Source organism: Ralstonia sp. 25C (assembly GCF_051904805.1).
Taxonomy (GTDB): Bacteria; Pseudomonadota; Gammaproteobacteria; order Burkholderiales; family Burkholderiaceae; genus Ralstonia.
Map to the genome: position 1 here is coordinate 1,626,664 of NZ_CP196737.1, position 11,612 is coordinate 1,638,275.

An 11,612-nucleotide genomic window follows, 5' to 3' on the forward strand; every position below is an offset into this window, starting at 1 on the left:
TTAATTACGGAACGGGAACTTGAACGCATTGAGGAGCGCCTTCGCTTCCTCGTCGTTCTTCGCAGTCGTCGTGATGCTGATGTTCAGACCACGGAGTGCGTCGATCTTGTCGTACTCGATTTCGGGGAAAATGATCTGCTCTTTCACACCGATGTTGTAGTTGCCACGACCGTCGAACGCCTTGCCCGACACACCGCGGAAGTCACGCACGCGCGGCAGCGACACGGTGATGAAGCGGTCCAGGAATTCGTACATGCGTTGGCCACGCAGCGTGACCATCGTGCCGATCGGGTAACCCTGGCGAATCTTGAAGCCGGCGATAGCCTTGCGGGCCTTCGTCACGATGGGCTTCTGGCCAGCGATCTTGATCAGGTCGCCGGTGGCGTGCTCGATGACCTTCTTGTCATTGATCGCTTCGCCAAGACCCATGTTCAGGGTGATCTTGGTGATGCGCGGCACTTCCATCACGGACTTGTAACCGAACTGCTTGATCAGTTCCGGCACAACCTTCTCTTTGTAAAACTCTTGCAGACGCGCAGTCATGCTCAACTCCTCTCTATTGCCCAGAATCAAGCGCCGACGGCAGCACCGGTGGTCTTCAGCACGCGCGTCTTCACGCCGCCTTCAACCTTGATGCCGACGCGCGACGGCTTGCCATTGGCATCCACGAGCGCAACGTTCGAAATATGGATGGGCATGACCTTGTTGACCACACCACCCGAGGTACCCAGCATCGGATTCGGGCGCACGTGCTTCTTGGCAACGTTCACACCTTCCACCGTCACGTGCTCAGCGAGCACGGACAGCACGGTACCTTGCTTACCCTTGTCTTTACCGGTACGGACGATGACGCGATCGCCCTTGCGAATCTTGTTCATGCGGCCTCCGATTACAGCACTTCCGGCGCGAGCGACACGATCTTCATGAAGCGCTCGGTACGGAGTTCGCGAGTGACCGGCCCGAAGATACGGGTGCCGATCGGCTCAAGCTTGGTGTTCAGCAGCACGGCGGCATTGCCGTCGAACTTGATGAGCGAGCCGTCAGGACGGCGCACGCCCTTGGCGGTACGCACCACCACGGCGTTGTAGATATCGCCCTTCTTCACGCGACCACGCGGGGCAGCATCCTTGACGCTGACCTTGATGATGTCGCCGACGCTGGCGTAGCGGCGCTTCGAACCGCCCAGCACCTTGATGCACATGACTTCACGCGCACCCGTGTTATCGGCCACTTCGAGCCGGCTTTCTGTCTGAATCATGGTGTTCTCGTCCCAACTTAATTCGCCAAACGCACAATGCGCAGAGGCGATCAGTCTTGGTCCCGCCGGCTGCTGGCATTGCGCCAACTGCGATTGGGTTGATCAACTTGAAGTCGGTAGCTGCCCGACGGCGATTGCCGCCTGGCCCATTCGCCTTTCCCCTTGCCGCGTCACCAGCTTATCCGCTAGCAACTCTCTCAAAGGGAAAGACCGAGACTATATCACATAATCTCGGTCTTGCAACAGCAAACTACTCCGCTGTTGTTTTAGATCACGCGTGCAGCTTCAAGCAGACGCGACACCACCCACGACTTGGTGCGGGACAGCGGACGCGATTCCGTGATCTCAACCTTGTCGCCTTCGTTGTACTGATTGGCTTCGTCGTGCGCGTGGTACTTCTTCGAGCGCACCACGTACTTGCCGTACAGCGGATGCTTGACGCGGTTTTCGATCAGGACCGTGACGGTCTTGTCCATCTTGTTGCTGACAACGCGACCGACGAGCGTGCGCTTCAGGGACGTTGCGGCTTCAGTCATTTCTGGTTCCCCTTCTGGCCCAGCACGGTGCGGACGCGTGCGATGTCACGACGCACCTTCTTCAGCTGGCTGGTGTTCTGCAGCTGTTGCGTCGCTTTTTGCATGCGCAGGCCAAATTGAGCCTTCAGCAGCTCGGAGAGCTCCTGGTTCAGCCCGGCGACATCTTTGTCGCGCAGTTCGGATGCTTTCATGGTGTGTGCTCCTTACGTTCCGACCTGACGCACCACGAAGCTGGTCGCGATCGGCAGCTTAGCAGCGGCCAGGCGGAATGCCTCGCGTGCCAGTTCTTCGCCAACGCCGTCCATTTCGTACAGCATCTTGCCCGGCTGAATTTCAGCCACGTAGTATTCCGGGTTGCCCTTACCGTTACCCATACGGACTTCGGCAGGCTTCTTCGAGATCGGCTTGTCCGGGAAAATCCGGATCCAAATGCGGCCGCCACGCTTGATGTGACGGGTCATCGCACGACGGGCCGACTCAATCTGACGTGCGGTCAGACGGCCGCGGCCCATCGCCTTCAGGCCGAATTCGCCGAACGACACGGCGTTACCGCGCGTGGCGATACCGGTGTTGCGGCCCTTCTGCTCCTTGCGGTACTTCCTGCGCTTAGGTTGCAGCATGCTTATTCTCCAGTCTTGGCGTCGGCGCCACGACGGGCACCTGCACCAGCACCGCGGCGCTGACCGGCCGGGCGATCGCCTTCACGGCGACGGCCTTCCGGGCGACCCGGGCGGCGGCGGCGCTCATCTTCCTTCGGCTCTTCCACGACGGGTGCGTCGTTGCGACCGAGGTGGTCACCCTTGTACACCCACACCTTGACACCGATGATGCCGTAGGTGGTTTCCGCTTCGGAGAAGCCGTAGTCGATATCGGCGCGCAGCGTGTGCAGGGGCACACGGCCTTCGCGGTACCACTCGGTACGGGCGATTTCGATACCGTTCAGACGGCCCGAGCTCATGATCTTGATGCCTTGGGCACCCAGACGCATCGCGTTCTGCATCGCGCGCTTCATTGCGCGACGGAACATGATGCGGCGCTCGAGCTGCTGCGTGATCGAATCGGCGATCAGCTGAGCATCGACTTCCGGCTTGCGGATTTCTTCGATGTTCACGTGCACGGGCACGCCCATGCGACGCTGCAGTTCAGCCTTCAGCAGTTCGATGTCCTCGCCCTTCTTGCCGATCACCACGCCCGGACGCGAGCTGTAAATGGTGATACGTGCATTCTTGGCCGGACGCTCGATGACCACGCGGCCCACCGAAGCGTTCTTCAGCTTCTTCTTCAGAAACTCGCGAACTTCGATGTCTTCCTTGAGCATGCCCGCAAACTGGGTGTTGCTCGCGTACCAACGCGATGCCCAATTACGGCTGACAGCCAGACGGAAGCCAGTCGGATGAATCTTCTGTCCCATCGTGACCCCTTAGTTGCCCAGCGTCACAGTGATGTGACAGGTTTGTTTCTCGATGCGGTTGCCACGGCCCTTCGCACGCGCGGTGAAGCGCTTGAGCGACGTTGCCTTGTCGATGTAGATCGACTTGACCTTCAGCTCGTCGATATCGGCGCCTTCGTTGTGCTCGGCGTTCGCGATGGCGGACTCAACCACCTTCTTCACGATGCCAGCCGCCTTCTTCGGGCTGAACGTCAGCACGTTGAGTGCGCGCTCGATCGACAGGCCGCGGATCTGGTCAGCAACCAGGCGCGTCTTCTGTGCGGAGATACGGGCGCCGCGATGAATCGCTTTAACTTCCATGATTGCCCCTTATCGCTTCGCTTTCTTGTCGGCAGCGTGGCCCTTGAACGTGCGCGTGAGCGCAAATTCGCCGAGCTTGTGGCCAACCATGTTTTCCGTGACGTACACGGGGACGTGCTGACGGCCGTTGTGAACGGCGATCGTCAGGCCGATGAAGTCCGGCAGAATGGTCGAACGACGCGACCAAGTCTTGATGGGCTTCTTGTCCTTCGTCTGCACCGCCGTTTCCACCTTCTTCAGCAGGTGGGCGTCGATGAACGGACCTTTCTTTACGGAACGAGTCATTTCTTAGCTCCTACCTACCGATTAACGCTTGTGACGGCGTTGGACGATCATGCTGTCCGTGCGCTTGTTACGACGGGTGCGGTAGCCCTTGGTCGGCGTGCCCCACGGGGACACCGGATCACGACCAGCTGCGGTCTTACCTTCACCACCACCGTGCGGGTGATCCACCGGGTTCATCACCACACCGCGAACGGTCGGGCGAATACCGCGCCAACGGGTTGCACCGGCCTTGCCGATCTGGCGCAGGCTGTGCTCTTCGTTGCCGACTTCACCGATGGTCGCGCGGCACTCGATGTGCACGCGGCGCACTTCACCCGAGCGCAGACGCACTTGAGCGTAGATGCCTTCGCGAGCCAGCAGCACAGCGGACGTGCCAGCCGAACGGGCCACTTGAGCGCCCTTGCCCGGCAGGATTTCCACGCAGTGGATCGTCGTACCGACGGGGATGTTGCGGATCGGCAGGTTGTTACCGGCCTTGATCGGCGCTTCCGAGCCGTTGGCGATGGCTTGGCCAACCACAGCGCCCTTCGGGGCGATGATGTAGCGGCGCTCGCCGTCGGCGAACAGCACGAGCGCGATGTTGGCGCTACGGTTCGGATCGTATTCCAGGCGTTCGATCTTGGCCGGGATACCGTCCTTGTCGTTACGCTTGAAATCGACGATGCGATAGTGATGCTTATGACCACCGCCCTTGTGACGGGTGGTGATGTGGCCGTTGTTGTTACGACCCGACTTCTGGAATTGCTTTTCCAGCAGCGGAGCGTGCGGCGCACCCTTGTGAAGGTCGGGGTTGACGACCTTCACCATCGAGCGGCGGCCCGGCGATGTCGGCTTGGTTTTGACGAGTGCCATGATTACTTGGCCTCCGCTTCAAAATTGATTTCCTGGCCCGGCTTCAGCGAAACATAGGCCATCTTCACGTGGTTACGACGACCCATGAAGCGACCGAAGCGCTTTTGCTTGCCCTTGCGGTTCAGGATCTGGACGGCAGCGACTTCCACCTTGAACAGCAGTTCGACGGCAGCCTTCACTTCGATCTTGTTGGCGTCGGGAGCCACTTCGAACACAACCTGTTCGTTCTTCTCGGCCACCAGGGTTGCCTTTTCAGACACCACAGGCGCCAGCAGCACCTGCATCAGGCGATGGTCGTTCTTGGCAACTTGCGTCATTTCAGCAACTCCTCGATCTGCGCGACGGCACCCTTCGTCACGAGCACCTTCTTGTAGTGCACGAGCGACAGGGGGTCAGCGTGACGCGGCTCAACCACGAGCACGTGCGCCAGGTTGCGCGATGCCAGGAAGAGGTTTTCGTCCAGGTTATCGGTAATCACGAGCACCGAGTCCAGGCCCATGGCGCCGAGCTTGTCGGCCAGGAGCTTGGTCTTCGGGGCTTCGACGGACAGGCTGTCAACGACGTTGATGCGACCTTCACGGGCAAGCTGCGAATAGATCGAGCGCATGCCGGCGCGGTACATCTTCTTGTTGACCTTCTGCGAGAAGTTTTCTTCCGGGCTATTCGGGAAGATACGACCACCCCCGCGCCACAGCGGGGAGGAGCTCATACCTGCACGGGCGCGGCCCGTACCCTTTTGGCGCCACGGCTTCTTGGTCGTGTGCTTGACCTCTTCACGATCCTTCTGCTTACGGTTACCGCTGCGAGCGTTGGCCTGGTAAGCGACGACGATCTGATGAACGAGGGCTTCGTTGTAGTCACGGCCGAACACTTCCGGCGAGGCAGCAACGCCAGCGCCGAGTTGACCGTTGTCCTGGAGCAGCTTCAGTTCCATGCGTTTGCTCCTTATGCCTTCTTAGCGCGAGCCTTCACGGCCGGCGTGACGATGACTTGACCGTTCTTGGCGCCCGGGATCGCACCCTTGACCAGCAGCAGCTTGCGCTCTGCGTCGATCTTGGCGATTTCCAGATTCTGAACGGTACGGGTGACGTCACCCATGTGGCCGGTCATGCGCTTACCCGGGAACACGCGACCCGGATCCTGCGCCATACCGATCGAGCCCGGCACATTGTGCGAGCGCGAGTTACCGTGCGTGGCGCGGCCCGATGAGAAGTTGTAACGCTTGATCGTACCGGCGTAGCCCTTACCAATCGTCACACCTTGAACGTCGACCTTTTGACCGACTTCGAACAGGTCAACGCTGATGTTCGCGCCAGGCTGGAATTCAGCGGCACGAGCGGCATCCACTCGGAATTCTTTGATAACTTCGCCCGCTTCCACGCCGGCTTTGGCGAGATGACCCGCCAGCGGCTTGGTGACGCGGCTGGCGCGTCGGGTGCCGAAGGTGACTTGAACCGCGGTATAACCGTCGGTCTCGTCCGTCTTGATTTGCGTCACGCGGTTGTCGCCGACCTCGAGCACGGTGACGGGAATCGAATCGCCGTCGTCCGTGAAAATACGGGTCATGCCAACCTTGCGACCTACAAGGCCAAGGCTCATGGTTTGCTCCATTCCCAGCTGCGATTGGCCGGGGCTGATTGATACTACGAATCTTGAACTGGACTGCGCCTAAAGAGACAGCGCGCGGCCAAAATGGCCAGCCCACTCCCCTTGACTAAAGGGGTAGCCCTACACTATATCCCGGTTGCGGACAATCTGCAAGCACAGTCGTGGAATGCGCGACCGGGCGTGGCGTGCAGCGCAACATCCGTCGTCAAAAAGCAAAACGGCGAGCACTTGGCTCGCCGTTTGCCCGTTACCGGAGTGATCCGGCAGCGTTGTCTTGCTTACTGCAGCTTGATCTCGACGTCCACGCCAGCCGGCAGGTCCAGCTTCATCAGCGCGTCGACGGTCTTGTCCGTCGGATCGACGATGTCCATCAGGCGCTGGTGCGTGCGGATTTCGAACTGGTCGCGGCTGGTCTTGTTGACGTGCGGCGAACGCAGAACGTCGAAACGCTGGATACGGGTCGGCAGGGGCACCGGGCCCTTGACGATCGCGCCGGTGCGCTTAGCGGTTTCGACGATTTCAGCGGCCGACTGGTCGATCAGGCGATAGTCGAAAGCCTTCAGGCGGATACGGATCTTTTGGTTCTGCATGATGTTTCCTTAAAGAGCATGGCGGCTGGGCCGCCGGGAAATTGAAAGAGCGATGCAACAGGCGATGCGCCGCGCCCCTTACGAGGAACAGCGCATCGATCCGCCTTTTACTTCAGGATCTTGGCAACGACGCCAGCACCCACGGTACGGCCGCCTTCGCGGATTGCGAAGCGCAGGCCTTCTTCCATGGCGATCGGGGCGATCAGCTTGACGGTGATCGACACGTTGTCACCCGGCATGACCATTTCCTTGCCTTCCGGCAGGGCGATCGAGCCAGTCACGTCCGTCGTACGGAAGTAGAACTGCGGGCGGTAGTTGTTGAAGAACGGGGTGTGACGACCACCTTCGTCCTTCGACAGGATGTAGACCTCGCCCGTGAATTCCGTGTGCGGCTTGATCGAGCCCGGCTTGGCCAGCACTTGGCCACGCTGAACGTCTTCACGCTTCGTGCCGCGCAACAGAATACCGACGTTGTCGCCTGCTTGACCTTGGTCCAGCAGCTTGCGGAACATTTCCACGCCCGTGCAGGTCGTCTTGTCGATCTTCGGCTTGTCGCCGTCCATCGCGATACCGACGATTTCGATTTCTTCGCCGACCTTGATCACGCCGCGCTCGATACGGCCGGTCACCACGGTGCCGCGACCCGAGATCGAGAACACGTCTTCCACCGGCATCAGGAACGTGCCGTCAACAGCGCGCTCCGGCGTCGGGATGTAGGTGTCCAGTGCGTCGGCCAGGTTCATGATGGCCACTTCGCCCAGCTCGCCCTTGTCGCCTTCCAGCGCCAGCTTGGCCGAACCCTTGATGATCGGGGTGTCGTCGCCCGGGAAGTCGTACTTCGACAGAAGTTCACGCACTTCCATCTCGACCAGTTCCAGCAGCTCAGCGTCGTCCACCATGTCGCACTTGTTCAGGAAGACGATGATGTACGGCACGCCCACTTGGCGGGCCAGCAGGATGTGCTCACGCGTTTGCGGCATCGGGCCGTCAGCGGCCGAGCACACCAGGATGGCGCCGTCCATCTGAGCGGCACCGGTGATCATGTTCTTGACGTAGTCGGCGTGGCCCGGGCAGTCAACGTGTGCGTAGTGGCGGTTGGCCGTTTCGTACTCGATGTGCGCGGTGTTGATCGTGATGCCGCGTGCTTTTTCTTCCGGTGCAGCGTCGATTTCGTCGTACTTCTTCGCTTCGCCACCAAACTTGGCGGACAGCACGGTCGCGATCGCTGCAGTCAGCGTCGTCTTGCCGTGGTCAACGTGACCAATCGTCCCAACGTTCACGTGCGGCTTGGTCCGCTCGAACTTTTCCTTTGCCATGTCAGCTCCTCAATTCGGAATCGGCTAATTACTAGATTTGGATGCGGGCGACACGCACATGCGCATGCCCAAACACGTTGATTACTTCGTACCCTTGGCGGCCATCACAGCTTCGGCGATGTTCTTCGGTGCCTCAGCGTATTGCTTGAATTCCATGGTGTACGTGGCGCGGCCTTGCGTTTGCGAGCGCAGCGACGTCGAATAACCGAACATTTCCGACAGCGGGACTTCGGCCTTGATGATCTTGCCGCCGCCCACCATGTCGTCCATGCCCTGCACGATGCCGCGGCGGGACGACAAGTCGCCCATCACGGTACCCGTGTAGTCTTCCGGCGTTTCCACTTCCACAGCCATCATCGGCTCGAGCAGAACCGGCGTGGCGCGGCGCATGGCTTCCTTGAAAGCCATCGAGCCGGCCATGCGGAACGCGTTTTCGTTCGAGTCCACGTCGTGGTACGAACCGAACGTCAGCGTGACCTTCACGTCCACCACCGGGAAGCCCGCCAGAATACCGGCCGGCAGCGTGTCGACGATACCCTTCTCGACCGCCGGGATGTATTCGCGAGGAATCACACCGCCCTTGATGGCGTCGACGAATTCGAAGTTCTTGCCTGCCTTCTTCGCCTCGTCGTCTGCCGGTTCCAGCGTGATCACAGCGTGACCGTACTGACCGCGGCCGCCCGACTGCTTGACGAACTTGCCTTCGACGTCTTCAACCTTCTTGCGGATGGTTTCGCGGTAGGCAACTTGCGGCGCGCCGATGTTGGCTTCCACGCCGAATTCGCGCTTCATGCGGTCGACCAGAATTTCGAGGTGGAGCTCGCCCATACCCGAAATGATGGTCTGGCCCGATTCTTCATCGGTACGCACGCGGAACGACGGATCTTCAGCGGCCAGGCGGTTCAGGGCGATGCCCATCTTTTCCTGGTCAGCCTTGGTCTTCGGCTCGACAGCCTGCGAGATCACCGGCTCCGGGAACACCATGCGCTCGAGCACGATCGGGGCAGCCGGATCGCACAGCGTGTCGCCCGTGGTGGCGTCCTTCAGGCCCACCGCAGCAGCGATGTCACCGGCCAGCACTTCCTTGATTTCTTCGCGCTGGTTGGCGTGCATCTGCAGAATACGGCCCAGACGCTCCTTCTTCTGCTTCACCGGGTTGTACACGGTGTCGCCCGAATTGATCTTGCCCGAGTAGACGCGGAAGAAGATCAGCTGACCCACGAACGGGTCGGTCATGATCTTGAACGCCAGTGCCGAGAACTTTTCGTTGTCGTCAGCCTTGCGCTCGAGCTTCTTCTCGTTGTCGCTTTCGTCGGTGCCCTGAACCGGCGGAATGTTGACCGGCGACGGCAGGAAGTCGATCACGGCGTCGAGCATGCGCTGCACGCCCTTGTTCTTGAACGCAGTGCCGCACAGCATCGGCTGGATTTCGCAGGCGATGGTACGGTCGCGTAGCGCCTTGACGATCTCAGCACGGGTCAGCTCTTCGCCGCCCAGGTACTTTTCCATCAGGGCTTCGCTGGCTTCAGCAGCCGACTCGACCATCTTCTCGCGCCATTCGTTGGCAACGTCCACCAGATTGGCCGGGATGTCCTGGTACTCGAACTTCACGCCCTGGCTGGCTTCGTCCCAAATGATCGCCTTCATTTCCAGCAGATCGACGACGCCTTGGAAGCCGTCTTCAGCACCGATCGGCACCACGACGGGCACCGGGTTGGCCTTCAGGCGGGTCTTCAGCTGGTCGTAGACCTTGAAGAAGTTCGCGCCGGTACGGTCCATCTTGTTGACGAACGCCAGACGCGGCACCTTGTACTTGTTGGCCTGGCGCCAGACGGTTTCCGACTGAGGCTGCACGCCACCCACTGCGCAGTACACCATGCACGCGCCGTCCAGCACACGCATGGAACGCTCCACCTCGATGGTGAAGTCCACGTGGCCCGGGGTGTCGATGATGTTGAAGCGGTGCTCGGGGTAGTTGCCGCCCATGCCCTTCCAGAAGGCGGTGGTCGCAGCGGACGTGATGGTGATGCCGCGCTCTTGCTCCTGCTCCATCCAGTCCATGGTGGCGGCGCCATCATGCACTTCACCGATCTTGTGGTTCACACCGGTGTAGAACAGGATCCGCTCGGTCGTGGTGGTCTTGCCGGCGTCGATGTGAGCGGAAATACCGATGTTACGGTAGCGCTCAATGGGGGTCTTACGAGCCACGGTTAATCCTCTGATTCGTCAACGGGGCGCTGCCAAATGGCAAGCGCCCCTAATACAAATGGGCGAGATGTGCGCACACAGCCCGCCCAGCAACCAACAACGTGTCGCGTCGCTTAGAAGCGGAAGTGCGAGAACGCCTTGTTGGCTTCAGCCATGCGGTGCACTTCGTCGCGCTTCTTCATGGCGCCGCCGCGGCCTTCCGAGGCCTCGAGCAGTTCACCAGCCAGACGCAGGGCCATCGACTTCTCGCTGCGCTTCTTCGCAGCTTCCCGCAGCCAACGCATCGCCAATGCCAGACGACGCGACGGCCGGACTTCGACCGGCACCTGATAGTTGGCACCACCAACGCGGCGGCTCTTCACTTCCACCACCGGCTTGATGTTGTTGATGGCAACCGAAAACACCTCGATGGGTGCCTTGCCTGCTTTCTTCTCGATCTGGTCGAACGCACCGTAGACGATACGCTCAGCCACCGACTTCTTGCCGTCCAGCATCAGGACGTTCATGAACTTGGCGACTTCCACATTGCCGAACTTCGGGTCCGGCAGAATTTCCCGCTTGGGGACTTCACGACGACGTGGCATCTTCTTTCCTTCTCTGTTCAGTTGAGAACCGCTTCGGTTCTCCGGCCACCAACTAGCTTGCTTTTCAACAATCTGAGCCGGGTGACCACTTACTCGACGGTGCCAGTGCGGTCAAAAAACGCACCGTTGTACCGCCTGCTCATGACAAGACCGTGACCCCGCATTCGCACAACACGCGCGGACCGATCTCACTGACGACTTAGCTCTTCTTCGGACGCTTCGCGCCGTACTTCGAGCGTGCTTGCTTACGGTCCTTGACGCCTTGCAGGTCAAGGGAGCCGCGCACGATGTGGTAACGCACACCCGGCAAGTCCTTCACACGGCCGCCGCGGATCAGCACGACGCTGTGTTCTTGCAGGTTGTGGCCTTCACCGCCGATGTACGAAATGACTTCGAAACCGTTGGTCAGGCGCACCTTGGCGACCTTACGCAGTGCCGAGTTCGGCTTCTTCGGCGTCGTGGTGTACACACGGGTGCACACGCCGCGACGCTGCGGGCAGTTCTCAAGCGCCGGGCTCTTGCTTTTCAGCTTTTCCGAGACGCGGGGCTTGCGAACCAATTGATTGATAGTTGGCATTGTTCAATCCAGCTTGGTTTTTGAAAAATCGCCGGACCACGTGATGTG

The 11,612-nt window shown here is 60.2% G+C and carries 18 protein-coding genes; all 18 read right to left on the reverse strand.

Annotation, left to right across the window (positions count from 1 at the left end):
* Positions 1-543: a 50S ribosomal protein L5 gene (gene rplE, locus ACS7SF_RS07580; protein WP_009241894.1), complete on the reverse strand. Its 543-nt coding sequence runs from the start codon at positions 541-543 to the stop codon at positions 1-3.
* A 26-nt stretch (positions 544-569) separates the two neighbouring features.
* Entirely contained in the window at positions 570-878 is a 309-nt protein-coding gene (gene rplX / locus ACS7SF_RS07585; RefSeq protein WP_439892382.1) for a 50S ribosomal protein L24, read from the reverse strand.
* Positions 879-889: 11 nt separating this feature from the next.
* Positions 890-1,258, reverse strand: a complete 369-nt coding sequence (gene rplN / locus ACS7SF_RS07590; protein WP_003264129.1) for a 50S ribosomal protein L14 — start codon at positions 1,256-1,258, stop codon at positions 890-892.
* Between the two features lie 266 nt (positions 1,259-1,524).
* Entirely contained in the window at positions 1,525-1,794 is a 270-nt protein-coding gene (rpsQ, locus tag ACS7SF_RS07595) for a 30S ribosomal protein S17 (protein ID WP_004634482.1), read from the reverse strand.
* On the reverse strand, positions 1,791-1,985 hold the full coding sequence (rpmC, locus tag ACS7SF_RS07600) for a 50S ribosomal protein L29 (protein ID WP_004634481.1): 195 nt from the start codon (positions 1,983-1,985) through the stop codon (positions 1,791-1,793). The genes rpsQ and rpmC overlap by 4 nt, the downstream gene beginning before the upstream one ends.
* 12 nt (positions 1,986-1,997) lie before the next feature.
* Positions 1,998-2,414, reverse strand: a complete 417-nt coding sequence (rplP, locus tag ACS7SF_RS07605) for a 50S ribosomal protein L16 (RefSeq protein ID WP_003264123.1) — start codon at positions 2,412-2,414, stop codon at positions 1,998-2,000.
* Positions 2,415-2,416: 2 nt separating this feature from the next.
* Positions 2,417-3,205: a 30S ribosomal protein S3 gene (gene rpsC / locus ACS7SF_RS07610; protein WP_311530543.1), complete on the reverse strand. Its 789-nt coding sequence runs from the start codon at positions 3,203-3,205 to the stop codon at positions 2,417-2,419.
* Positions 3,206-3,214: 9 nt separating this feature from the next.
* Positions 3,215-3,544, reverse strand: a complete 330-nt coding sequence (gene rplV, locus ACS7SF_RS07615; RefSeq protein ID WP_004634479.1) for a 50S ribosomal protein L22 — start codon at positions 3,542-3,544, stop codon at positions 3,215-3,217.
* A 9-nt stretch (positions 3,545-3,553) separates the two neighbouring features.
* Positions 3,554-3,829, reverse strand: a complete 276-nt coding sequence (gene rpsS, locus ACS7SF_RS07620) for a 30S ribosomal protein S19 (RefSeq protein ID WP_048935285.1) — start codon at positions 3,827-3,829, stop codon at positions 3,554-3,556.
* 21 nt (positions 3,830-3,850) lie between these two features.
* Complete coding sequence (gene rplB, locus ACS7SF_RS07625; RefSeq protein ID WP_021197582.1) at positions 3,851-4,681, reverse strand: 50S ribosomal protein L2; 831 nt, start codon at positions 4,679-4,681, stop codon at positions 3,851-3,853.
* A gap of 2 nt (positions 4,682-4,683) precedes the next feature.
* Positions 4,684-4,998 (reverse strand): 50S ribosomal protein L23, encoded by a 315-nt coding sequence (gene rplW / locus ACS7SF_RS07630; protein ID WP_021197583.1) that lies wholly within the window; start codon positions 4,996-4,998, stop codon positions 4,684-4,686.
* Positions 4,995-5,615 carry a 50S ribosomal protein L4 gene (gene rplD / locus ACS7SF_RS07635; RefSeq protein WP_021197584.1) on the reverse strand — a complete coding sequence of 207 codons (621 nt, stop codon included), beginning with the start codon at positions 5,613-5,615 and terminating at the stop codon, positions 4,995-4,997. The genes rplW and rplD overlap by 4 nt, the downstream gene beginning before the upstream one ends.
* Before the next feature lie 11 nt (positions 5,616-5,626).
* Entirely contained in the window at positions 5,627-6,280 is a 654-nt protein-coding gene (rplC, locus tag ACS7SF_RS07640) for a 50S ribosomal protein L3 (RefSeq protein ID WP_048935284.1), read from the reverse strand.
* A 287-nt stretch (positions 6,281-6,567) separates the two neighbouring features.
* On the reverse strand, positions 6,568-6,879 hold the full coding sequence (gene rpsJ / locus ACS7SF_RS07645; protein WP_004634473.1) for a 30S ribosomal protein S10: 312 nt from the start codon (positions 6,877-6,879) through the stop codon (positions 6,568-6,570).
* A 107-nt stretch (positions 6,880-6,986) separates the two neighbouring features.
* Complete coding sequence (gene tuf, locus ACS7SF_RS07650) at positions 6,987-8,195, reverse strand: elongation factor Tu (RefSeq protein WP_104658052.1); 1,209 nt, start codon at positions 8,193-8,195, stop codon at positions 6,987-6,989.
* 81 nt (positions 8,196-8,276) lie between these two features.
* Entirely contained in the window at positions 8,277-10,403 is a 2,127-nt protein-coding gene (gene fusA / locus ACS7SF_RS07655) for an elongation factor G (protein WP_439892383.1), read from the reverse strand.
* A gap of 113 nt (positions 10,404-10,516) precedes the next feature.
* Complete coding sequence (rpsG, locus tag ACS7SF_RS07660; RefSeq protein WP_048935976.1) at positions 10,517-10,987, reverse strand: 30S ribosomal protein S7; 471 nt, start codon at positions 10,985-10,987, stop codon at positions 10,517-10,519.
* 199 nt (positions 10,988-11,186) lie between these two features.
* The gene (rpsL, locus tag ACS7SF_RS07665) at positions 11,187-11,564 is read right to left on the reverse strand and encodes a 30S ribosomal protein S12 (RefSeq protein ID WP_426395468.1); all 378 of its coding nucleotides are present in this window, start codon (positions 11,562-11,564) and stop codon (positions 11,187-11,189) included.
* Between the last annotated feature and the right edge of the window lie 48 nt (positions 11,565-11,612).

Excerpts from the sequence above, each read along its gene's own strand:
- rplE (WP_009241894.1), bottom strand. The coding sequence starts at position 543 with ATGACTGCGCGTCTGCAAGAGTTTTACAAAGAGAAGGTTGTGCCGGAA.
- rplX (WP_439892382.1), bottom strand. The coding sequence starts at position 878 with ATGAACAAGATTCGCAAGGGCGATCGCGTCATCGTCCGTACCGGTAAA.
- rplN (WP_003264129.1), bottom strand. The coding sequence starts at position 1,258 with ATGATTCAGACAGAAAGCCGGCTCGAAGTGGCCGATAACACGGGTGCG.
- rpsQ (WP_004634482.1), bottom strand. The coding sequence starts at position 1,794 with ATGACTGAAGCCGCAACGTCCCTGAAGCGCACGCTCGTCGGTCGCGTT.
- rpmC (WP_004634481.1), bottom strand. The coding sequence starts at position 1,985 with ATGAAAGCATCCGAACTGCGCGACAAAGATGTCGCCGGGCTGAACCAG.
- rplP (WP_003264123.1), bottom strand. The coding sequence starts at position 2,414 with ATGCTGCAACCTAAGCGCAGGAAGTACCGCAAGGAGCAGAAGGGCCGC.
- rpsC (WP_311530543.1), bottom strand. The coding sequence starts at position 3,205 with ATGGGACAGAAGATTCATCCGACTGGCTTCCGTCTGGCTGTCAGCCGT.
- rplV (WP_004634479.1), bottom strand. The coding sequence starts at position 3,544 with ATGGAAGTTAAAGCGATTCATCGCGGCGCCCGTATCTCCGCACAGAAG.
- rpsS (WP_048935285.1), bottom strand. The coding sequence starts at position 3,829 with ATGACTCGTTCCGTAAAGAAAGGTCCGTTCATCGACGCCCACCTGCTG.
- rplB (WP_021197582.1), bottom strand. The coding sequence starts at position 4,681 with ATGGCACTCGTCAAAACCAAGCCGACATCGCCGGGCCGCCGCTCGATG.
- rplW (WP_021197583.1), bottom strand. The coding sequence starts at position 4,998 with ATGACGCAAGTTGCCAAGAACGACCATCGCCTGATGCAGGTGCTGCTG.
- rplD (WP_021197584.1), bottom strand. The coding sequence starts at position 5,615 with ATGGAACTGAAGCTGCTCCAGGACAACGGTCAACTCGGCGCTGGCGTT.
- rplC (WP_048935284.1), bottom strand. The coding sequence starts at position 6,280 with ATGAGCCTTGGCCTTGTAGGTCGCAAGGTTGGCATGACCCGTATTTTC.
- rpsJ (WP_004634473.1), bottom strand. The coding sequence starts at position 6,879 with ATGCAGAACCAAAAGATCCGTATCCGCCTGAAGGCTTTCGACTATCGC.
- tuf (WP_104658052.1), bottom strand. The coding sequence starts at position 8,195 with ATGGCAAAGGAAAAGTTCGAGCGGACCAAGCCGCACGTGAACGTTGGG.
- rpsG (WP_048935976.1), bottom strand. The coding sequence starts at position 10,987 with ATGCCACGTCGTCGTGAAGTCCCCAAGCGGGAAATTCTGCCGGACCCG.
- rpsL (WP_426395468.1), bottom strand. The coding sequence starts at position 11,564 with ATGCCAACTATCAATCAATTGGTTCGCAAGCCCCGCGTCTCGGAAAAG.